This window comes from Hydrogenophaga bisanensis, from assembly GCF_042665135.1.
GTDB classification, from domain to species: Bacteria; Pseudomonadota; Gammaproteobacteria; order Burkholderiales; family Burkholderiaceae_C; genus Hydrogenophaga; species Hydrogenophaga bisanensis.
Genome location: NZ_JBHTBX010000010.1, coordinates 96284 through 117147, shown reverse-complemented (window position 1 = coordinate 117147; position 20864 = coordinate 96284). Strand labels below are relative to the sequence as shown.

The following is a 20864-nucleotide window of genomic DNA, read 5'->3' as shown; positions in this document are numbered from 1 at the left end:
CGGGTCATTTCATGCGCGAGAGGCTCTCTTCCAGGAACTCGGTGGGGTAGCCGTCCGCGTTGTCGGGTGAATCGGGATCGCCGATCATCAGCGTACTGCCGTTGGTGTACATCAGCACCTTGCCTTCGCCCTGGGCGGAGGTGCCGACGAAGCGGTCAGCCGTCACGCCGGCGATGGGCTGGTTGCCCACCAGGGTCATGCGCATGTCGGACAACACTTTCTTGTCGCGCAGGTCCGGGCCGGAGCAGGAGGTTCCTGCATAGGCATAGGCAATGACATCACCGCCCAGCGTGTCCGGTGTGATCTTGCGCAGGTCCGCGCGCAGTCGCGCCGATGCGCCACTGTCGGCCACACAGCGGCTTTCCCAGGAACCCACGTACTTGGCCACCGGGTCGGACGAATTGTCGGTGTCCAGTGGGTCATCATCGCCACCGCAAGCGGCCAGCGCTGTGCTGAGGACGGCGACAGATATCCAGCGCCAGGCGCTCGAAGAGGTATGGGCATGCATATTCATGGATTCTCCGAATGACAGCGGGCGACGGGCCCACCGGTTCGAGCGATTCTGCACGAACGGTGGCGCTGTTCTGTAACGCCACGTACCGTTTCATCGACCTCGCACCAGGTCCATGACCTTGGCTGCATCCAGCCCGGCCGCCTGTTGCTGCATCTGCGGCAGGTAGCGCTCCTGCATCTGGCGGGCCGGCCCCAGCAGTTCCTGAAAGCTCTGTCGCAGCACCTCGGTGCTCATGACCCGCCCACCCGCGTAATAGCGCTTGGCCACCTGCCCCAGAGCGTAGGTGGTGGCAAAGGACATGGCCATGCCCGTGGCCGCGCGGCCGATGCCACCCGCAGTCCGGCCCAGGGACTTGCCCAGGAGCCCGCCGATGAGCTTGCGTCCGAACTGTTCCAGATATTGCGAGGTGATGCCCACACCGGCGGCCGCGATGAACTCCCGGATGTGACCCTGATCGAGTTCAACGCCATGGGCCTTGCCAATGCCGTACACCATCTTGATCTGCAGGGGAATGATCGCCATGGAGGCCCAGGACTGCGGCAGCAACTCCAGCGCGCCCGTCAACAAGGCGTGGTTGAGGATGGACTTGTCCAGTTCTGCGTCGACTGCTGCCCTGGCGGATGATGTGTCCGGGGTTGACACGGCCGACACAGCGGCAACCGGTACCACCGCTTGCGCTGGCGAAGAGGCAGAGACCGCATCCGCCACGGCATCCGGCTGCCGCCCGAGTTCCGATGCTTGTCCGGGATCCAGTGCCAGGGTCTGACGCAGCTGGGCAAGGAAGCTTGCCTCGGCCGCGTTCTGGCGGCCGTCCGCGTCGCACACGCAGACCGCCATTTCGTACGCCAACTGCCGCTGCCCCAGATCTTTGAGGTGACTGGCAGCGTCGGCCATCGTCACCCGCTTGAGCAGGACGTCCTGGTAGATACCTGCCAACCCCGTGCCACCCGGCTCATGGCCCAGACTCTCTGCCATCCGCCGGATGGCCTCCCGCTCGTGGTCCGCCTTTTCTCCGTCGGCAAAAGCTGCCAGCAAGGCGATGGTCAGGATCGATTGTTGTTCGCGGGCATCCATGAATAAAGGTCCTCCTGTGGTCAAAGCAGGTAGACCAGCACCCCGCTGCGGAGTTCCTCGGGATCAGCTGCGAGCCACGTCGATCGCGTCCTGGGTCGAGCGAAGGATGCCGCGCACCAGGGGGAACATGTCGCCAATGGCGTCGAGCAGGCTGCCCACCGTCAGGCTGCACACCCAAAGCAGGTGGGTCTGCTGGCGGGTCAGGATGCTCTGGCCCGGTGCCGCCTCTGCGTGGCCACTGGCCGGCATGCACTGTCCAATGGCCGTCGAAAGCCCGTCCAGTTCCATGATCTTCAGGCGCGCCGGGGACGACGTGGATGTCATGCCCATGCGCGACCAGTAGGCCAGAGCGACTTTCTCGACAAACTCCCTTTCCATCGAAGCCGACATCACCTCGCTGACCCAGGGCACGAGGGGACTGAGGTGGGACTTGGTGGCCTCATCCGAGAGCACCCAGTCGACCAGCCTGTTGGTCTGCTCAAGAAAGGCAGCCAGCGAAGTCTTGAAGTTTTCAAACTGTTCGTCGTCGTTCATGCGATCACCCTTTTTCCAATGATGTCGCGGACAAGCATTCGCCCAGTCCGCGGGTCACAGGCTATTTATCGGCACCAGAGGAAAAAACTGTGGGGGCCGCGCCGGGGGTTTTCACCCAGGCCGGATAATCGCCAAATGCGTTTTCTCATCGATTTCTTCCCGATCGGCCTGTTCGTTGCCGCCTACAAGCTGCACGACATCTATGTCGCGACGGCCGTGCTGATGGCGGCCACCGTGGTGCAGACAGGCCTCATTTACGCCATTGACCGCAAGCTGCAGACCTTGCACAAGGTCACATTGCTGCTCGTCATCGTTTTCGGCGTGCTGACCCTGGTGCTTCAGGATGAACGTTTCATCAAGTGGAAACCCACCGTGCTTTACGCCAGCATGGCCATCGTGCTGGGCGCGGCGCTGTGGATCTGGAAGAAGAACTTCCTGCAGGTACTGCTGGGCAGCCAGCTGTCCCTGCCCGACGCGGTCTGGGGGCGCCTGACGGTGATCTGGATCGGGTACTTCCTGTTCATGGCCGGCATCAACGGCTACGTCGCGGCCTTTTACTCCACCGAAGACTGGGTCAACTTCAAGCTGTGGGGATATGTGTTTCCGGTCATCTTCATTGTTGGCCAGGGCCTGTACATTGCACGACACCTCAAGGACGAGCCCAAGGATGCCGGCCAGTCCTGACATGATTCAGCACAGTCCATCACATGTCCACACCCGCCGCCCTGCCCGTTCCCACGGCCTCTGCCATCGAGGCGTCATTGCGCAGCGCCCTGTCGCCAGAACACCTGGATGTCATCGACGAAAGTGCGGCCCATGCCGGTCATGCCGGTGCCAACGGCCTGGGCTACGGCACGCATTTCAGGGTGCGGATCGGCGGACCCGCGTTCGCCGGCCGCAGCCGAGTGGCCCAGCATCGGCTTGTGTATGATGCTCTGCGCTCCTACACGGAGGCGGGACTGCACGCGCTGGCCATCGAAATCGTGTCCTGATGCGGCCCGTCGCTCCGCAGGGGCCTGGCTTTCACATTTGGACACAATCTGCGGTCGAGCGGACAGCACATTCGGTGGTTCCTCGGCTCCAATCTGTCCCGTTCCATCCCTTTTGAGGAAATTCATGAAGTTCACCCTGTCCGCCGTCGCCGCTGCACTGCTGATCGGCGCCGCCCCGGTTGCGTTTGCGCAGAACGTGGCCATTGTCAACGGCAAGGCCGTGCCGACCGCCCGCCTCGATGCGCTGGCCCAGCAGGTGACGGCACAGACCGGCCGTCCGCTGGACGACGCCCTGCGCGAGCAGCTCAAGGAAGAAGTGATCCTGCGCGAGGTGTTCATGCAGGAAGCCGGCAAGCGCGGCATCGCCGCCACTCCCGAATTCAAGGCCCAGATGGAACTGGCGCGTCAGACCATCATGATCCGCGCGCTGTTTGCCGACTGGCAGAAGAAGAACCCGGTGACCGACGCCGAGATCAAGGCGGAGTACGACAAGTTCGCCAGTGCCAACGCCGGCAAGGAATACCGTGCCCGCCACATTCTGGTGGAAAAGGAAGACGAGGCCAAGGCCATCATTGCTGCCATCAAGGGTGGCGCCAAGTTTGAGGAGCAGGCCAAGCAGAAGTCCAAGGATCCCGGATCCGGCGCCAACGGTGGCGACCTGGACTGGGCCAATGCGGCCAGCTATGTGACCGAGTTCTCCGAAGCCATGGTCAAGCTGGACAAGGGACAGATGACCGACGCACCGGTCAAGAGCCAGTTCGGCTGGCATATCATCCGTGTGGATGACGTCCGTCAGGCACAGTTGCCCAGCTTCGACGAAGTCAAGGGCCAGATCGCACAGCAGATGCAGCAGCAGAAGATGCAGGAATACCAGCAATCGCTGCGTACCAAGGCCAAGGTGCAGTAACGCCTGGTCTCACGGTCCCCAGAAAACGCGGCAACAGCCGCGTTTTTTTTCGGCCAGTGCAAGGAGATCTCTCGATTATTTGATCAAATTTTGAGTTTCATGGAACTTCGGTGAGAATTTGCTTCTCGATTTGATCAAATATCTCACATGGCGACCCCCACCACACTTCAGGATTTCTTGAGCGAACACCGCATTCATGAAGTGGAATGCGTCATTCCGGACATGACGGGGATTGCCCGGGGCAAGATCCTGCCCAAGGACCTGTTTCTCAATGCTGGCCGGATGCGCCTGCCCAAGAGTGTCTTACTGAACACGGTCAATGGCCAACAACCCGACAACACCCCCTACGTCGGCGAAACCGATCCTGACATGGTCTGCGTGCCCGATGCCAGCACCGCCCGCGTGGTGCCCTGGGCTGCGGAATCGGTGGCCGTGGTCATTCACGATTGCGAGGAGTTTGACGGATCGCCGGTGAGCTTGTCACCGCGCAGCGTGCTCAAGCGGGTATTGGCCCTGTATGAGGCACAAGGCTGGCAACCCGTGGTCGCGCCCGAGATGGAGTTCTACCTGGTGGCTCGCCAGCAAAACCCGCACGAACCCTTGCAGCCTCCGCTGGGCCGCTCCGGCAAACCCGAGGCGGGCCGTCAGTCGTACTCCATCGATGCGGTCAATGACTTCGACCCCTTCTTCCTGGAGCTTTCGCGCTTCTGTGAGGTGCACCGACTGGGGGTGGAGACCCTCATCCACGAAGCGGGCGCGGGCCAGATGGAAATCAACTTCACCCACGGTGAGCCGCTGGAGCTGGCCGATCGGGTTTTCCTGTTCAAGCGGACCGTGAGGGAAACCGCGCTGCGGCACGGGATCTTCGCCACCTTCATGGCCAAGCCGATGGAGGCAGAGCCCGGCAGCGCCATGCACATCCACCAGAGCATTCTGGACAGCGCCAGCGGCCACAACATCTTCAGCGCACCCGAGGATGGTGCGGTGACCCCGCACTTCCGTCACTACATCGCCGGGCTCCAGCGTTACGTGCCCCAGCTGATGCCCATGCTGGCCCCTTACGTCAACTCATACCGCCGGCTTTCCCGCTTCATGTCGGCGCCGATCAACGTCCAGTGGGGCTACGACAACCGCACCTGCGGCATCCGGGTGCCTGAGTCCGACCCCGCGAACCGGCGCCTGGAAAACCGCGTCCCCGGGGTGGACGTGAACCCCTATCTGGCCATGGCGGCGACCCTGGCTGCCGGTTACCTGGGCCTGATGGAAAGACGCCAACCCAGCGAGCCCATGAAATCCAGCGCCTGGGACATGGACCACGAATTGCCCAGCCACATGGAGGACGCCATACGCCGCATGCGCGAATGTGAACCGCTGCGAGAGGTGCTGGGCGGCGCATTCATTGACGCGTTTCTGGCGGTCAAGGAACTGGAGTACGCCACCTACAACCGCGTGATCAGTTCCTGGGAGCGCGAGCATCTGCTGTTGCTGGTCTGAAGCGGAGAACACGAGCATGCACAAGCCAAACACCCGCCAGGGCATCGACTGGGGCCGTGCCCAGGCGTTTGCCCAAGCTGAACGGGAGGCCTTTACCCGGAACAATCCGCGGTCGGCCGCCCTGGCCGAGCGTGCCCAGCAGCACCTGCTGTTCGGGGTGCCGCTTCACTGGATGCGCGATTGGGGGACGCCCTTTGCCCTGCATGTGGACCACGCCAGCGGCGCACAGGTGACGGACGTTGACGGCCACACCCGCGTGGACTTCTGCCTGGGCGACACGGGTGCCATGTTCGGGCACTCGCCCGAGCCGGTGGCCCGGGCGCTGGCCGCGCAGGCCAGCCGTGGTTACACCACCATGCTGGCCAGCGAGGACGCCGCCGTGGTGGGGGAACAGCTGGCCAGCCGCTTCGGACTGCCATTCTGGCAATTCGCCATGAGCGCCACCGATGCGAACCGCTACATCGTGCGCTGGATCCGTGCTGCCACCGGACGCAGCAAGCTCCTGGTGTTCAATGGCTGTTACCACGGGACCATCGAAGACGTGTTTGTCGATCTGGTGGACGGCCGGCCCGTGCAGCGAGACAGTCTGCTCGGTCAGGTGCACAACCTGCTGGAACACACGGTTGTGGTCGAGTTCAACGATCTGCCTGCCCTGGAAGCGGCGCTTGCGGACGGCGACGTGGCCTGCGTGCTGGCCGAACCGGTGATGACCAACATCGGTATGGTGTTGCCTGCCGCCGGATTCTGGGAACAGGCCCAGGAAGTGATCCGCCGCCATGGGGCGCTGCTGGTGCTCGACGAGACCCACACGATCAGCACGGGCCCGGGCGGTTACACCCGCGCCCATGGTCTGAGTCCAGATGCCCTGGTGCTGGGCAAACCGGTGGGCGGAGGCGTGCCCTGCGCGGTGTATGGCATGAGCGCAGATCTGGCCGAACGCGCCATGCAGGCCAAGCACAGCGCGCCTCCCGGCCACAGCGGCATCGGCACCACCCTGACCGGCAACATGCTGGCCATGGCGGCCATGCGGGCGGCGCTGACCGAGGTGATGACGTCCGAAGCCTACGACCACATGCTGGCGCAGGCCGGGCAACTGGCCCGCGGCCTGAAAGAAATGATCTCCCGGTATCGCCTTCCCTGGTGTGTCACCCAGGTCGGCGCGCGTGTCGAGTTCCAGTTCATCCCCACGCCGCCAGTCAACGGCAGCGAGGCGGATCGCATCCTGGACGGTGAACTCGAGCACATCCTTCATCTCGGCTTGCTCAACCGGGGGGTGATGATCACACCGTTCCACAACATGATGCTCATCAGTCCCTGCACGCAAGCAGCCGACGTGGAGAGCCTGCTCGGTGCGCTGGACCAGGTGCTGCGCCAGATCACCACGCCGTCGTGAAAACGCTGCCCTCTCCTCCCCGGCAGGACGCCGCCTACCAGCTGTTGCGCCAGTGGCTGACCGTGGGTGAGGTCCTGCCCGGACAGCGGCTGAAAATCCACGACATTGCGCAGCGTCTGAACCTGGGGGTCATGCCGGTGCGAGCCGCGCTGCAGCGGCTGGCCGCCGAAGGGGCGCTGGTCAATGTCCCCCACGCGGGTGTCACTGTGCCCAAACTGTCGGTGGCCGAATTCGATGACGTGCTGGACGCACGCCTGATGCTCGAAGGCACCGCTGCCGAACGGGGCGCCCACCGGATTGACACCGACGGCGTGGCCGCTTTGCAGGAACTCGATCTGCGAATGGCGCAGGCCCTCGAACGCGGTGACGGCAAGGACTACCTGGCCGCCAACGAATTGTTCCATCTGCGTCTTTATCAGGCCGCCGGTTCTCCCATGTTGATGGCACTCATCGAAACGGTGTGGCTGAAGATCGGTCCGCTGTCCAACCGCCTGTTCGACGCAGAGGGTGCGAGCACGGTGCTCAATCACGCCCACGATGACGCGATACAGGCCCTGCTGCGCCGGGACTGTACCGGTGTGCGTCGTGCCATCGAGCGCGATCTCTTTGTGGCCGCCCAGTTTCTTCGGCCGTTCTGTGTCTAGCCGGGGTCAGAGCCTCTGATCACGTCGACGGACCGGCCGCTGACGCAGGGATTCATGCCCTCGAAATCGCCAGTAGCATCCACGCGAGGGCCTCAGGCTCACTGACCATGGGATCGTGTCCTGTCGCCAGCTCAAAAACCTGCCAGCCTGGCTCCTCGCGCACGCGCTTCCTGGCGGCGGCGATCGTGGGCAGCGCCGGTCGATTGCAGTCGATGAAGGTGCGCGGCAATGAGGCCACCCGGGCGGCATCGAACTCCAGCGGCTGCTGGTAAACCCGGAACGGCTGAGGTGTCTGGCGGCGGTTGACCCACACACGGTCCTCCCCCTCCAGACCGAAGACGGTGGCATCGGGCGGCGGAAAGCTCAGTCCACCACTGGCGGTGGCCGCATCGATTCTGGCCTGACGGGTTTCCGGCGGGTGCGGGGTGCTCCAACTGTCGCCCGGGCTGGGTACTGAAGCATCCAGATAGACGAGGCGGGCCAGCCGGCCGGGCTGGTCACGCTCGAGCCGGTCTGCCACACCCGTGATGACCATGCCGCCGTAGCTGTGCCCCACCAGCACCACACGACGCAGCTCCTCTGCCTCGATCAGCCCGACCACGTCCTGGATGTGCGTGTGCAGATCGACATCTGCAGAAAGCAGGTGGGCTCGTTCGCCCACGCCCGTCAAGGTGACCGCATGCGTTTCGATCCCCGCACCCCGCAGAAGCGGCAGCACCCTCTTCCAGCACCAGGCGCCATGCCAGGCACCATGAACCAGAACGATGGCGGTATCCGCCATTGCATCGGATGCAGACATGCTCGATCTCCGGGACAATACAGGGTTAGCCCGCATTCTGCCTTCATCGTCCGCCCCTGGCGGGCCAGGCGCCTTTCTTCGGACATCCCCACCATGTTGCCCCACCAGCTCGAACTGCTTGCCCCCGCCCGTGACGCCGAGATAGGCATTGAGGCGGTGAACCATGGGGCCGATGCGGTCTACATCGGCGGGCCTGGCTTCGGCGCCCGTGCGACGGCGGACAACAGCGTGCAGGACATCGCGCGACTGGTGCAGCACGCACACCGTTTCAACAGCCGCATCTTCGTGACAATGAACACCATCCTGCGCGACGACGAGCTGGAGCCAGCGCGAAAACTGGCCTGGCAGCTGTACGACGCGGGGGTGGACGCGCTGATCATCCAGGACATGGGCCTGCTGGAAATCGACCTGCCGCCGATCCAGCTGCACGCCAGCACCCAGACCGACATCCGCACGCCCGAAAAGGCCCGATTCCTGCAGGATGCGGGCCTGAGCCAGATCGTGCTGGCGCGCGAACTGACGCTGCAGCAGATCGCCGCCATCGACGCCGCGCTCGGCCCGAAGGACGCGCCCGGCCGAGCCATCCTCGAATTCTTCGTGCACGGCGCTCTCTGCGTGGCCTACAGCGGCCAGTGCTACATCAGCCATGCCCACACGGGGCGCAGCGCCAATCGAGGCGATTGCTCGCAGGCCTGCCGCCTGCCCTACGAAGTGAAAGACAGCCAGGGCCGCATCGTCGCGCACGACAAGCACGTGCTCTCGATGAAAGACAACAACCAGAGTGACAACCTGCGCCAGATCATCGACGCCGGTGTTCGCAGCTTCAAGATCGAAGGCCGCTACAAGGACATGGCCTATGTCAAGAACATCACTGCGCACTATCGCGTGCTGCTGGACGACATCCTGGCAGAGCGCCCGGAACTCGGCCGCGCCAGCAGCGGCGAGTGCACCTTCTTCTTCCGGCCAGACCCCGACCAGAACTTCAACCGCGAGTTCACCGACTACTTCGTCAATGGCCGCAAGGAAGACATCGGCGCTTTCGACACACCCAAGAACCCAGGTCGTCCCATCGGCTATGTGACCGCCACCGGTGCCAATTTCGTCGAACTGCAGACCGACGACCCGGCCACCGTGATCCACAATGGTGACGGCCTGTGTTACCTGGACCTGCAGAAGGAACTGGTGGGCCTGCAGATCAACCGCGCCGAAGCGGTCAACAAGAAAGGCCTGTGGCGGGTGTTCCCGAAGGATCCGATGGAGGGGTTCAAGGACTTGCGCAAGGGCGTGCAGGTCAACCGCAACCGCGACATGGACTGGGTGCGCGGATTGGAGAAGAAATCCGCTGAGCGCCGCATCGGCGCCTGGCTGCGGCTGGAAGAATCTGCCAGTGGCCTCACCCTGACGGTGACGGACGAAGATGGCCACAGTGGACAGGCCACCCTGCCCGGCCCGCTGCAGGACGCCAAAGACCCGAACCAGGCCGAGAACAGGCTGAGAGAGAACCTCTCACGCCTGGGCGACACGCTGTTCCAGCCGCTGGACGTGGCGCTGAACCTGAACGGCCCGCGCTTCGTACCGGCTTCGCAGCTCAACGCCCTGCGCCGCGAAGCGGTGGAGAGGCTGGAAGCCACCCGCGCCGCCGCCTGGCACCGCCTGCCGCGTGCGAAGCCCGTCGAGCCGCCCGTGCCCTACCCCGAAGACACGCTCAGCTACCTGGCCAACGTGTTCAACCACAAGGCGCGCGACTTCTACGCCAAACACGGCGTGAAGGTGATCGCGGCCGCCTACGAGAGCCACGAAGAAGAAGGCGAAGTCAGCCTGATGATCACCAAGCACTGCGTGCGCTTCAGCCTGAGCCTTTGCCCCAAGCAGGCCAAGGGCGTGACCGGAGTGCAAGGTACGGTCAAGGCAGAGCCCATGCAGCTGATCAACGGCAAGGAAAAGCTGACGCTTCGATTCGACTGCAAGCCCTGCGAAATGCATGTGGTGGGCAAGATCAAGCGCAGCGTGATGAACGCGGTGCCGTCCAGCCCGGTCAAGTTCTACCGGACGCGGCCGGCGACCCCAGCCTGAGCCCTCAGGCGTCTTCCCGCGCCTCGAGCAGCAGTTGCCGCAGACGCACGCCATGGAGTTGAGCCACGGCCCGGATACGGATGCCCTGCTCAGCCTCCAGACGAATTCTCTGATGGTAGTCCAGGCTGTCCGTCTGCCCGGGATTGTGCGCCTGGATGCGGCGGGACCACTGTCGCTGGCCATCGAACTCGACCGTCAGTTCCAGCCAGGCATTGGCTGCTTGTTCAGGGACGTCCACGGTCAGGCTGGCGTCCACATCAAAAACACGAGGCCGCCCGTTGAGGCCCGGAATGCTGAGCACCGCGACGCCGTCTGCGCCTTCGCTGTGCCAGTGCTCTGGAACGTCCTGCACTGACCGTGATGTCATGATTTTCATGGCCGGGGACTGTACCCCAGACCATGAAGCCCAGCCCTTCCAGGGGATCTTGCGGCCTGATCAGATGTAGGCGTTGACGGGCTTGGCGTGTCGCATGTGCAGACTCAGTCCCAGCGCAGCCATGTGGTTGCTGTTGCGCCCGAGGATCTTTTCCGACAGCGGCAGGAATTCGGTCTCTTCGAAGTGCGCGTGGGCCTGGTACTCGGTCACCAGGCGGTGCAGATCGCTGATGTCCAGCTCGGTACCATGCCCCTTGGCCACCTGCTTGAGCCCTTTTTCCAGGCTTTTCCAGAGCTTCTCGATGGCACGGTGCTCGTCGGTCAGGCGTTGTGCCAGGGCCTTGACACGCTGCAACTCATCACCCGTTTGAGCACTGGCAATGACCGCCGGGAACAGTTCGCGCTCCTCTTCCAGGTGGTGTTCGAAGATGGCTTCCCGGAAGAACTCCAGCGACTGTTCGGCAATCTGGCGGGCACGCGCGGCCGGCTCCAGCAATGCAGGCAGTTCATCCAGGGCCTTGAGCCGCCTGACGATGCCCACATGGCAGTTGTTGAAATTGGTCAGCGGGGCATCGGTATCAATGGGGGTGTTGTCGGACATGGTGGCTCCTTTGGTCATGGCCGATCACGGTGTCCGATTTAATGCACAGCACACTCATGATTGGCATGACGCCAGTCTAGGCTGCGCCATCCAACTCACCTTGATGCATGTCAATGGCTGTTGCTGCCGCCGCGCATCCGCTGGATGGTGGTGACGATCAGAACCACCACGGCTCCGGCCAGCACGCCAGCCACACCACCGGCCAGGTTGCTGATCAGTCCACCCACCCAGCCCATGCCCTCGGCCCAGTGCTCGACCGCGTGGCCCAGCGCAGGCACGCCATGTAGCAGGATGCCGCCGCCAACGAGGAACATGGCCGCCGTGCCCAACACTGACAGCGCCTTCATCAGCCAGGGCGCAAAGGCCAGCAGACCTCGGCCGAAGGCCTGTGCTGCTCCCGACGCGCTGCGGCTCAGGCGCAACCCGGCATCGTCGAGCTTGACGATACCCGCCACCAGACCATACACGCCGACCGTCATGAGGATGGAGATGCCCACTAACACAGATACGCGCTGGGCGAAGCTCGCGGCTGCGACGGTACCCAGGGTGATGACGATGATTTCCGCCGACAGGATGAAGTCGGTGCGGATGGCTCCCTTGACCTTGTCCTTCTCGAAGGCGACGAGGTCGACCTGCTCGTCAGCCACCGCCTTGACCAGTTCGGCGTGGTGAGCGTCGTCCTCGGCCTTGGCGTGGAAAAACTTGTGCAGCAGCTTCTCTGCACCTTCAAAGCAGAGAAACAGACCGCCCAGCATGAGCAGCGGGGTGATCAGCCAGGGCAGAAAGGCACTGATGGCCAGCGCGGCCGGCACCAGGATGGCCTTGTTCAGGAGGGAACCCTTGGCCACTGCCCAGACCACGGGCAGCTCGCGATCGGCATTGACGCCGGTGACCTGCTGCGCGTTGAGCGCCAGGTCATCACCCAGTACACCGGCGGTCTTCTTGGCCGCCATCTGTGTCATGGCAGCCACGTCGTCGGCAGCAGCCATGCCCTGGCGAGCGGCCACTTTGGTCATCACCGCCACATCGTCCAGCAAGGTGGCAATGTCGTCGATGAGTGCGAGCAGGCTGGAAGCCATCGGTGTTTCCCTGTGCTTGGTTGTTGTTGCTTCTCGGCGCCACTGGCGCTCAGCCCACCCACTTGCGCGCGTTGCGCCAGATGCGCATCCACGGGCTCAGGTCGGACGGGTTGCCACTGGTCCAGCTCATCTGGATGTTGCGGAACACGCGCTCGGGGTGCGGCATCATGGCCGTGAAACGGCCGTCGGCCGTGGTGACGGACGTCAGGCCACCCGGGCTGCCGTTCGGGTTGAACGGGTACTGCTCGGTGGCCGCGCCGCTGTTGTCCACGAAGCGCATGGCGGCAATCGCCTTGGCCGGATCGCCGCGGTGCTTGAAGTTGGCAAAACCTTCGCCGTGCGCCACGGCAATCGGCAGGCGGCTGCCGGCCATGCCCTGCAGGAACAGGCTGGGCGAGTCCAGCACCTCGACCATGGACAGGCGGGCCTCGAAGCGCTCGCTCTGGTTGGTGGTGAAGCGCGGCCAGGCCTCGGCGCCGGGGATGATGTCGGCCAGCTCGGCGAACATCTGGCAGCCGTTGCACACGCCCAGGCCGAAGGTATCGGCGCGGCCGAAGAAACCCTGGAACTGCTCGGACAGCACTGGGTTGAAGGTGATGCTGCGGGCCCAGCCAATACCGGCGCCCAGCGTGTCGCCGTAGCTGAAGCCACCGCAGGCGACCACACCCTTGAAGTCGGCCAACTTCGCGCGGCCCGACTGCAGGTCGGTCATGTGCACGTCGTAGGCCTCGAAACCGGCCTGGGTGAAGGCATAGGCCATTTCCACGTGCGAGTTCACGCCCTGCTCCCGCAGGATCGCGACCTTCGGACGGCTCAGGTTCAGGAAGGGCGCCGCCACGTTGTCCAGCGGATCGAAGGACAGGCTGACGTGCATGCCCGGGTCCTCGGGCAGCCCGGCGGCCGCGTGTTCGCTGTCGGCACAGGCCGGGTTGTCGCGCTGCTGGTTGATCTTCCAGCTCACGCTGTCCCAGACCTGATGCAGGTCGTACAGGCTGGCACTGAAGATGGCCTTGGTGTCGCGCCAGACCTGCAGTTGGCCTTTGCCCACGTCGATGGACGAGGACGCGGGACGGGTCTTGCCGACGAAGTGGCTGTGCTTGGACAGGCCGTGCTCGCGCAGGGTCTGCATCACCGCATTGCGGTCCTCGGTGCGCACCTGCAGCAGCACGCCCAGCTCTTCGCTGAACAGGGCCTTGAGGGTGAGTTCCTCGCGGCGGGCGCTGACCTGCGATGCCCAGTTCTTGGCGTCGCCGGTGTCCATGCGGCTGTCGCTGATGCCGTCGCCTTCGGTGACCAGCATGTCCACGTTCAGAGCCACGCCCACATGACCAGCAAAGGCCATCTCGGCGGCGGCGGCCAGCAGGCCACCGTCTGAACGGTCGTGGTAGGCTAGGATCTGGCCCTTGGCGCGCAAGGCGTTCACCGCGTTGACCAGGTTGATCAGGTCCTGCGGGCTGTCCAGATCGGGCACCTCGTCACCCGGCTGGCCCAGTGTCAGGCCGAGCACGCTGCCGCCCAGGCGGTGGCGGCCCTTGCCCAGGTCCACCAGGATCAGGGTGGTGTCGTCGAGGTCGCGGTTGAGCTGCGGCGTGAGTGTGCCGCGCACATCAGCGAGCGTCGCAAAGGCGCTCACGATCAGACTGACGGGGGAAGTGACCTTTTTCTTCTCGCCATCGGCCTGCCATTGGGTGCGCATGGACAGACTGTCCTTGCCCACCGGCACCGATACGTTCAGCGCCGGGCACAGTTCCATGCCGATGGCCTTGACGGTGGCGTACAGGTCGGCGTCTTCACCGGGCTCACCACAGGCAGCCATCCAGTTGGCGGACAGCTTGACGCGGGGCAGTTCGATGGGTGCGGCCAGCAGGTTGGTGATGGCTTCAGCGACTGCCATGCGGCCCGACGCCGCGGCGTTGATCGCTGCCAGCGGCGTACGCTCTCCCATGGACATGGCTTCACCGGCGAAACCAGCGTAGTCGGCGAGGGTCACGGCGCAGTCGGCCACCGGCACCTGCCAGGGGCCAACCATCTGGTCGCGGTGGGTCAGGCCGCCCACGGTACGGTCGCCGATGGTGACCAGGAAGCGCTTGGAGGCCACGGTCGGGTGGCTCAGCACGTCGATGACAGCCTTTTCCAGCGAGACGCCGGTCAGGTCCATCGGCTGGAACTGGCGCTGCACGGTCTTGACGTCCCGGTGCATCTTGGGCGGCTTGCCCAGCAGCACGTCCATCGGCATGTCCACAGGGCTTTCCTTGCCCTCGTCCACCAGTTGCAGTTGCCGCTCTTCGGTGGCCACCCCGACCACCGCGAACGGGCAGCGCTCACGCTCGCAGAAGGCCTTGAACTGTTCCAGCGATTCGGGTGCAATGGCCAGCACGTACCGCTCCTGGCTTTCGTTGCACCAGATTTCCTTCGGCGCCAGACCGCTCTCTTCCAGCGGCACGGCGCGCAGGTCAAAGCGGGCACCACGGCCAGCGTCGTTCACCAACTCAGGGAAGGCGTTGGACAGGCCGCCCGCACCCACGTCGTGGATGAACAGCACCGGGTTCTTCTCACCCTGCGCCCAGCAGTGGTTGATGACCTCCTGCGCCCGGCGCTCGATCTCCGGGTTGCCGCGCTGCACGCTGTCGAAGTCCAGCGAGGCGGCGTTGGTGCCCGTCGCCATGGAGCTGGCGGCGCCGCCACCCATGCCGATCTTCATGCCCGGGCCGCCGAGCTGGATGAGCAGCGTACCGGCCGGAAACTCGATCTTCTTTGTCTGCCCGGCGTCGATCTGCCCCAGACCGCCCGCGATCATGATGGGCTTGTGGTAGCCGCGGGTCACACCGCCCACGTCCTGTTCGTATTCCCGGAAATAGCCCAGCAGATTCGGACGGCCGAACTCGTTGTTGAACGCGGCGCCGCCCAGCGGGCCCTCTGTCATGATCTGCAGCGGGCTGGCGATGTGCTCGGGCTTGCCGCCTGGCTGGTCGCTCATGCCGCCCCAGAGCTTGGAGACGGTGAAACCGGTCAGGCCGGCCTTGGGCTTGGAGCCGCGGCCGGTCGCGCCCTCGTCGCGGATCTCGCCGCCCGCGCCGGTGGAGGCGCCGGGGAACGGGGAAATCGCGGTCGGGTGGTTGTGCGTTTCCACCTTCATCAGGATGTGGTGGGTCGCGGCCTCGGCCTGGTAGGCGGGCGATGCGTTGCCACCGGCCTTGGCAACGAAGCGCTCGAGCTGGTGGCCTTCCATGATCGATGCGTTGTCCGAGTACGCCACGATCGTGTGCTGCGGCGACGTCTGGTGCGTGTGGCGGATCATGCCGAACAGGCTCTTGTCCTGCGCCACGCCGTCGATGGTGAACTGCGCGTTGAAGATCTTGTGGCGGCAGTGTTCGCTGTTGGCCTGCGCAAACATCATCAGCTCGACGTCGGTCGGGTTGCGGTTCAGGCCCTTGAACGCGTTGACCAGGTAGTCGATCTCGTCGTCGGCCAGGGCCAGACCCCAATCGGTGTTGGCCTTTTCCAGCGCAGCACGACCACCGCCCAGCACGTCCACGTGCTCCATGGGCGCCGGATGCAGTTCGGTGAACAGGGCCTCGGCCTGGCTGCGCTCGGTGGTCACCGACTCGGTCATGCGGTCGTGCAGCAGGTCTGCCACGGCGCGCAGTTGCTCATCGGACAGGCTGGCCTTGCCCAGCAGGCCGCTCTTGAGACCGATGCGGAACTCCACCAGACGCTCGACGCGGTGCAGGCCCAGGCCGCAGTTGTGCGCGATGTCGGTGGCTTTGGAGGCCCAGGGCGAGACCGTGCCCAGGCGAGGCAGCACATAGAGGGCCGGAGCGCCAGCCTTTTCGGCAGCCTGGAAGGCCTCGGTTGCCGGTTCACCGTACGTCAGCAGCTGGCCGAGGCGCTCCACCGTGGCCGCATCCGGCGCGGCATCGAAGGACGCCAGATGCACGAAACGGGCCGAGAGGCCCGTGATCTTGTCGGAAACCGCTTGCAGGCGGGGCAGGAGTTGCTGGACTTTGAAGTCGCTGACAGCGTTGCCGCCATCGAAAAAGCGCAGGTGCAGGGTCACGGCGGGTGGCCTTGTGGCTGATGGGCGGGATTTGACGCCCGGGGATGGGGTGAGGAGCCTCTGATTTTACCTTTGCAGCGACAGGGGCCGGGAACCGTGCCCATACCGAAGTGGGGTCGCGATGGGATAATCGCAGCCATGAGCATCACCTACAAAGACGAAGCGGGCATTGCCGCCATGCGCCTGGCCGGCCGGCTGGCCTCCGAGGTGCTGGACTACCTCACGCCGTTCATCCAGCCGGGCATCACGACACTGGAGATCGACCGTCTGGCGGCCGAGTACATGAAAAAGCAGGGAACCGTGTCGGCCACCGTCGGGTACCAGCCACCGGGCTACCCTCCCTACCCTGGCCACCTCTGCACGTCGGTCAACCACGTGGTGTGCCATGGCATCCCCAATGAGAAGCCGCTCAAGAAAGGCGACATCGTCAACATTGATGTGACCGTGATCAAGGACGGGTGGTACGGCGACACGAGCCGCATGTTCCTGGTCGGCGGCGAGGCGGCGGCCAGTATTCAGGCCAAGCGTCTGTGCCAGGTCACTTACGAGTCCATGTGGAAAGGCATCCTGATGGTCAAGCCGGGCGTGCGGCTGGGCGATATCGGGCATGCCATCCAGACCTACGCAGAGGGCCACGGCTATTCGGTGGTAAGGGAGTTCTGCGGGCATGGCATCGGCCAGAAGTTCCATGAGGAACCTCAGGTGCTGCACTACGGCAAGCCTGGCACCATGGAGGTGCTCAAGCCCGGCATGACCTTCACCATCGAACCCATGATCAATGCCGGAAGGCGCGAGATCAAGGAACAGGGCGACGGCTGGACCATCGTGACCCGCGACCGGTCTCTCTCGGCCCAGTGGGAGCACACGGTGCTCGTGACGGAATCGGGCTTTGAAGTGCTCACGATGTCGGACGGCTATCCCGGCTTGCCGGCGTTCGTGCCAGCCAGCGCGATCGGCGCCGCCTGAGTGCAATCGCCGCCACCCTCCCCTGGCGCCGTTGCCGGGCGGGGCTTTTTCCCTGAGAGAACACGTCAATGTCGCAGCTTCCGGACGAAATTGCCCTGTGGCGGCAGGAATACCGAGACGAGAAGGCCCGCCTGAGCGCCACCTTGCTGCAGCAAGGCGTGGCGCCCCGAGGTGTGCGTCAGGTGCTGCGCCAGCTGGCCCTCAGCACCGACCGGCTGCTGGTGCGCCTGTGGGAAAAAGCGGGTTTCGAGGTGGGCTTCAGCCTGATTGCCGTCGGTGGCTTCGGTCGGGGCGAACTGTTCCCGCATTCGGACGTGGACGTGCTGGTGCTGTTGCCAGACGGCACCCAGGTTGAGCGGGACGATTCGCTGAAGACCCGTATCGAGTCATTCATCGGCAGTTGCTGGGATGCCGGTCTGGAGATCGGCTCATCGGTGCGCACCATGGACGAATGCGTGGCCGAGTCATCTCGGGATGTCACGATCCAGACGTCCCTGCTGGAATGCCGGTTGCTGACCGGCAGCCGCACGGCATTCCGTGCTTTGGTGTCACGCCTGGGCGAGGCGATGGACCCGAAGGCTTTCTTTGTGGCCAAGACCCTGGAGATGCGCCAGCGTCACCAGAAATTCGAGAACACACCCTACGCGCTCGAGCCCAACTGCAAGGAGTCGCCGGGGGGCCTGCGGGATCTGCAGATCATCCTGTGGGTGGCCAAGGCGGCAGGTCTGGGGCGCACCTGGGACGAACTGGCCCGCAAGGGGTTGGCTACGCCGCTGGAAGCCCGGCAGATCAAGGCAAACGAGGCGCTGCTCAGCCTCATCCGCTCTCGCCTGCACCTGATCTCGGGTCGCCGGGAAGACCGGCTGGTGTTCGATCTGCAGACGGCGGTGGCCGAGTCTTTCGGCTACAAGGCGGTCGTGCCGCCACTGCTGGCCTCGGAGGGCACCCGCAACGCACCGAATGCCCGCGGCACCAAGCGTGCCAGCGAACAGCTGATGAAGCGCTACTACTGGGCCGCCAAGGCGGTGGCCCAGCTCAACCAGATCCTGTTGCTGAACATCGAGGAACGTCTGGCCAGCGACGAAGCAGGCGTCCGTCCCATGCGGCCGATCAACGAGCGCTTCTTCGACAAATCCAGCATGCTGGAAGTGGCGTCTGATGATCTGTACGTGCAACAGCCGCACGCCATCCTGGAGACCTTCCTGCTTTACCAGACCACGGTGGGCATCAAGGGATTTTCGGCGCGCACCTTGCGGGCGTTGTACAACGCCCGACCGATCATGAACGCCCGGTTCCGCAACGACCCGGTCAACCGGGCCACGTTTCTGAGCATTCTTCAGCAGCCTGAAGGCATCACGCACGCCATGCGGCTGATGAATCAGACCTCGGTGCTCGGCCGCTACCTCTGGGTTTTCCGGAACATCGTGGGGCAGATGCAGCACGACCTGTTCCATGTTTACACGGTCGACCAGCACATCCTGATGGTGCTGCGCAACGTCCGCCGCTTTTTCATCGCCGAGCATTCCCACGAGTATCCGTTCTGCTCTCAACTGGCCTCCGGCTGGGACAAGCCATGGATTCTGTACGTGGCTGCCCTTTTCCACGACATCGCCAAAGGTCGGGGTGGTGATCACTCCGAACTCGGTGCCCGCGACGTGCGCACCTTCTGTCGCCAGCACGGTATCGCCCGGGAAGATGCCCGGCTGATCGAGTTCCTGGTGTCCGAGCACCTGACCATGAGCCGGATGGCCCAGAAGGAGGACCTGAGCGACCCGGAGGTGATCGCCGGTTTCGCCCGCCGGGTGGGCAATGAACGTTACCTGACCGCCCTGTACCTGCTCACCGTGGCCGACATCCGGGGCACCAGTCCGAAGGTGTGGAATGCCTGGAAAGGCAAGCTGCTGGAAGACCTGTATCGCTACACCCTGCGCGCGCTGGGTGGGAGGGCACCCGATCCGGATGCCGTCGTCGAGTCCCGAAAGCGCGAGGCACTGTCACTGCTGGCGCTGCACGCCCTGCCGCACATGGCACACAAGGCCTTGTGGGACACCCTGGATGTGAGCTATTTCATGCGGCACCAGGCCGATGACATCGCCTGGCACACACGCATGATCTCGCGCCCACTGGCCCTGCGGTCCCAGGACGGTACCAGCGCCGATACCTCACCGACCGTGGTTCGTGCGCGACTCTCCCCCGAGGGAGAGGGGCTGCAGGTGCTGGTCTACACGCGGGATCAGTCGGACCTGTTCGCCCGCATCTGCGGCTACTTCGACAACGCCGGTTTCTCCATTCTGGAGGCGCGCATCCACACCACCCGTGACGGTCACGCCCTGGACTCCTTTCAGGTGGTCTCGCCTTCACTTTCCGAGCACTACCGCGAACTGGTGGCCATGGTCGAGAAGAACCTGGCACAGGCCATTGACGTCAGCAACCCGCTGCCACAGCCGACCAAAGGCCGACTGTCACGCCGCGTCAAGAGCTTTCCGATCGCACCAAGGGTCGACCTTCGGCCCGACGAAAAGGCGCAGCACTGGCTGCTGAACGTATCGGCGGGCGATCGCGCCGGTCTGCTGTACGGCATTGCCCGGGTACTGGCCGAGCACGACATCAGCGTGCAACTGGCCAAGATTTCGACCCTGGGGGAACGGGTGGAAGACACCTTCCTCATCAGCGGTCCGCAACTTCAGGTCAACAAGCGACAGATCCAAATCGAAACCCGGCTGCTGGAGGTGCTGGCGGCCTGATGGCTGGTTAGGCCCAGCTTCAGTCGTCGTCAGCGGACGCATCCAGACCAGGAAACAGGACCTCAGTAAAGCCAAAACGGGTGAAATCCCGCACCCGCATGGGATAGAGCACACCCATCAGGTGATCGCATTCGTGCTGAACCACCCGCGCGTGGAACCCCTCTGCCTCCCGCTCGATGGGGCGACCGAACGGATCGAATCCCTGGTAGCGAATGCGGCGCCAGCGAGGCACCACTCCGCGCAGGCCTGGCACCGACAGGCAGCCTTCCCAGCCCTCTTCTTCCTCGGCATCGAGCGGGGTGATGACCGGGTTGATCAGCACCGTGCGGGGCACGATGGGAGCATCCGGGTACCGGGGATTGGGGCGACCGGTGCCAAAGATCACCACCTGGAGGTCCACCCCGATCTGGGGTGCGGCCAGGCCAGCCCCGTTGGCCGCCAGCATCGTCTCGTCCATGTCCGCGATCAGCTGATGAAGCTCGGTGCTGTCGAAGGCGGTGACCGCTTGGGCAACCCTGAGCAGGCGCGGGTCACCCATTTTGAGGATGGCGTGGACAGTCATGGGCATTGAATAATGAAAGGAGGATCGGTACCGGGAATACCCCCGATGGCATTCAC

General features: G+C 64.2%; 18 protein-coding genes. 9 read left to right on the top strand and 9 right to left on the bottom strand.

Annotation, left to right across the window (positions count from 1 at the left end):
• Nucleotides 1-4: 4 nt before the first annotated feature.
• The 3 genes from ACFQNJ_RS14895 to ACFQNJ_RS14885 form a co-directional block, all read right to left on the bottom strand.
• Nucleotides 5-514: a hypothetical protein gene (locus tag ACFQNJ_RS14895; protein ID WP_382258998.1), complete on the bottom strand. Its 510-nt coding sequence runs from the start codon at nucleotides 512-514 to the stop codon at nucleotides 5-7.
• 90 nt (nucleotides 515-604) lie between these two features.
• Entirely contained in the window at nucleotides 605-1588 is a 984-nt protein-coding gene (locus ACFQNJ_RS14890) for a YcjF family protein (protein ID WP_382258996.1), read from the bottom strand.
• 63 nt (nucleotides 1589-1651) lie between these two features.
• Entirely contained in the window at nucleotides 1652-2122 is a 471-nt protein-coding gene (locus tag ACFQNJ_RS14885) for a hypothetical protein (RefSeq protein ID WP_374639773.1), read from the bottom strand.
• 135 nt (nucleotides 2123-2257) lie between these two features.
• Between ACFQNJ_RS14885 and ACFQNJ_RS14880 the strand changes: the two genes are divergently transcribed.
• The 6 genes from ACFQNJ_RS14880 (at nucleotide 2258) to ACFQNJ_RS14855 (ending at nucleotide 7552) form a co-directional block, all read left to right on the top strand.
• A complete protein-coding gene (locus ACFQNJ_RS14880) occupies nucleotides 2258-2806 on the top strand; it encodes a septation protein A (protein WP_374639774.1) in 549 nt (182 codons plus the stop codon).
• 23 nt (nucleotides 2807-2829) lie between these two features.
• Nucleotides 2830-3114 (top strand): BolA family protein, encoded by a 285-nt coding sequence (locus ACFQNJ_RS14875; RefSeq protein WP_382258993.1) that lies wholly within the window; start codon nucleotides 2830-2832, stop codon nucleotides 3112-3114.
• 124 nt (nucleotides 3115-3238) lie between these two features.
• Complete coding sequence (locus ACFQNJ_RS14870) at nucleotides 3239-4021, top strand: peptidylprolyl isomerase (RefSeq protein WP_382258991.1); 783 nt, start codon at nucleotides 3239-3241, stop codon at nucleotides 4019-4021.
• Nucleotides 4022-4168: 147 nt separating this feature from the next.
• Entirely contained in the window at nucleotides 4169-5515 is a 1347-nt protein-coding gene (locus ACFQNJ_RS14865) for a glutamine synthetase family protein (RefSeq protein ID WP_374639777.1), read from the top strand.
• Nucleotides 5516-5531: 16 nt separating this feature from the next.
• On the top strand, nucleotides 5532-6908 hold the full coding sequence (locus ACFQNJ_RS14860) for an aspartate aminotransferase family protein (RefSeq protein ID WP_382258989.1): 1377 nt from the start codon (nucleotides 5532-5534) through the stop codon (nucleotides 6906-6908).
• Nucleotides 6905-7552, top strand: a complete 648-nt coding sequence (locus ACFQNJ_RS14855; RefSeq protein ID WP_382258987.1) for a GntR family transcriptional regulator — start codon at nucleotides 6905-6907, stop codon at nucleotides 7550-7552. Before ACFQNJ_RS14860 ends, ACFQNJ_RS14855 begins: the two co-directional genes overlap by 4 nt.
• A 52-nt stretch (nucleotides 7553-7604) precedes the next feature.
• On the opposite strand, the gene ACFQNJ_RS14850 is transcribed toward ACFQNJ_RS14855, so the two are convergent.
• Complete coding sequence (locus ACFQNJ_RS14850; RefSeq protein WP_382258985.1) at nucleotides 7605-8351, bottom strand: alpha/beta fold hydrolase; 747 nt, start codon at nucleotides 8349-8351, stop codon at nucleotides 7605-7607.
• 93 nt (nucleotides 8352-8444) lie between these two features.
• Between ACFQNJ_RS14850 and ACFQNJ_RS14845 the strand changes: the two genes are divergently transcribed.
• Nucleotides 8445-10424, top strand: a complete 1980-nt coding sequence (locus ACFQNJ_RS14845) for a peptidase U32 family protein (protein ID WP_382258983.1) — start codon at nucleotides 8445-8447, stop codon at nucleotides 10422-10424.
• Nucleotides 10425-10428: 4 nt separating this feature from the next.
• Here ACFQNJ_RS14845 and ACFQNJ_RS14840 read toward each other — a convergent pair whose 3' ends face one another.
• From ACFQNJ_RS14840 to purL, 4 genes are all read right to left on the bottom strand, one after another.
• Complete coding sequence (locus ACFQNJ_RS14840; protein WP_382258981.1) at nucleotides 10429-10800, bottom strand: hypothetical protein; 372 nt, start codon at nucleotides 10798-10800, stop codon at nucleotides 10429-10431.
• A 60-nt stretch (nucleotides 10801-10860) separates the two neighbouring features.
• Nucleotides 10861-11400, bottom strand: coding sequence for a hemerythrin domain-containing protein (locus tag ACFQNJ_RS14835; protein WP_382258979.1), 540 nt, complete (start codon nucleotides 11398-11400; stop codon nucleotides 10861-10863).
• Between the two features lie 110 nt (nucleotides 11401-11510).
• Nucleotides 11511-12479: a DUF808 domain-containing protein gene (locus tag ACFQNJ_RS14830; protein ID WP_374639785.1), complete on the bottom strand. Its 969-nt coding sequence runs from the start codon at nucleotides 12477-12479 to the stop codon at nucleotides 11511-11513.
• A gap of 49 nt (nucleotides 12480-12528) precedes the next feature.
• Complete coding sequence (gene purL, locus ACFQNJ_RS14825; RefSeq protein WP_382258977.1) at nucleotides 12529-16536, bottom strand: phosphoribosylformylglycinamidine synthase; 4008 nt, start codon at nucleotides 16534-16536, stop codon at nucleotides 12529-12531.
• A gap of 138 nt (nucleotides 16537-16674) precedes the next feature.
• On the opposite strand from purL, the gene map reads away from it, so the two are divergent.
• Nucleotides 16675-17502, top strand: a complete 828-nt coding sequence (gene map, locus ACFQNJ_RS14820; protein ID WP_374639787.1) for a type I methionyl aminopeptidase — start codon at nucleotides 16675-16677, stop codon at nucleotides 17500-17502.
• A gap of 68 nt (nucleotides 17503-17570) precedes the next feature.
• The gene (locus tag ACFQNJ_RS14815; RefSeq protein ID WP_382258975.1) at nucleotides 17571-20246 is read left to right on the top strand and encodes a [protein-PII] uridylyltransferase; all 2676 of its coding nucleotides are present in this window, start codon (nucleotides 17571-17573) and stop codon (nucleotides 20244-20246) included.
• Between the two features lie 19 nt (nucleotides 20247-20265).
• Here the strand turns inward: ACFQNJ_RS14815 and def are convergent, their stop codons facing one another.
• On the bottom strand, nucleotides 20266-20808 hold the full coding sequence (gene def / locus ACFQNJ_RS14810) for a peptide deformylase (protein ID WP_382258973.1): 543 nt from the start codon (nucleotides 20806-20808) through the stop codon (nucleotides 20266-20268).
• Between the last annotated feature and the right edge of the window lie 56 nt (nucleotides 20809-20864).

Bases quoted from the DNA above. Each gene is read 5' to 3' on its own strand.
- ACFQNJ_RS14895 (WP_382258998.1), bottom strand. From the start codon at position 514: ATGAATATGCATGCCCATACCTCTTCGAGCGCCTGGCGCTGGATATCT.
- ACFQNJ_RS14890 (WP_382258996.1), bottom strand. From the start codon at position 1,588: ATGGATGCCCGCGAACAACAATCGATCCTGACCATCGCCTTGCTGGCA.
- ACFQNJ_RS14885 (WP_374639773.1), bottom strand. From the start codon at position 2,122: ATGAACGACGACGAACAGTTTGAAAACTTCAAGACTTCGCTGGCTGCC.
- ACFQNJ_RS14880 (WP_374639774.1), top strand. From the start codon at position 2,258: ATGCGTTTTCTCATCGATTTCTTCCCGATCGGCCTGTTCGTTGCCGCC.
- ACFQNJ_RS14875 (WP_382258993.1), top strand. From the start codon at position 2,830: ATGTCCACACCCGCCGCCCTGCCCGTTCCCACGGCCTCTGCCATCGAG.
- ACFQNJ_RS14870 (WP_382258991.1), top strand. From the start codon at position 3,239: ATGAAGTTCACCCTGTCCGCCGTCGCCGCTGCACTGCTGATCGGCGCC.
- ACFQNJ_RS14865 (WP_374639777.1), top strand. From the start codon at position 4,169: ATGGCGACCCCCACCACACTTCAGGATTTCTTGAGCGAACACCGCATT.
- ACFQNJ_RS14860 (WP_382258989.1), top strand. From the start codon at position 5,532: ATGCACAAGCCAAACACCCGCCAGGGCATCGACTGGGGCCGTGCCCAG.
- ACFQNJ_RS14850 (WP_382258985.1), bottom strand. From the start codon at position 8,351: ATGTCTGCATCCGATGCAATGGCGGATACCGCCATCGTTCTGGTTCAT.
- ACFQNJ_RS14845 (WP_382258983.1), top strand. From the start codon at position 8,445: ATGTTGCCCCACCAGCTCGAACTGCTTGCCCCCGCCCGTGACGCCGAG.
- ACFQNJ_RS14840 (WP_382258981.1), bottom strand. From the start codon at position 10,800: ATGAAAATCATGACATCACGGTCAGTGCAGGACGTTCCAGAGCACTGG.
- ACFQNJ_RS14835 (WP_382258979.1), bottom strand. From the start codon at position 11,400: ATGTCCGACAACACCCCCATTGATACCGATGCCCCGCTGACCAATTTC.
- ACFQNJ_RS14830 (WP_374639785.1), bottom strand. From the start codon at position 12,479: ATGGCTTCCAGCCTGCTCGCACTCATCGACGACATTGCCACCTTGCTG.
- map (WP_374639787.1), top strand. From the start codon at position 16,675: ATGAGCATCACCTACAAAGACGAAGCGGGCATTGCCGCCATGCGCCTG.
- ACFQNJ_RS14815 (WP_382258975.1), top strand. From the start codon at position 17,571: ATGTCGCAGCTTCCGGACGAAATTGCCCTGTGGCGGCAGGAATACCGA.
- def (WP_382258973.1), bottom strand. From the start codon at position 20,808: ATGACTGTCCACGCCATCCTCAAAATGGGTGACCCGCGCCTGCTCAGG.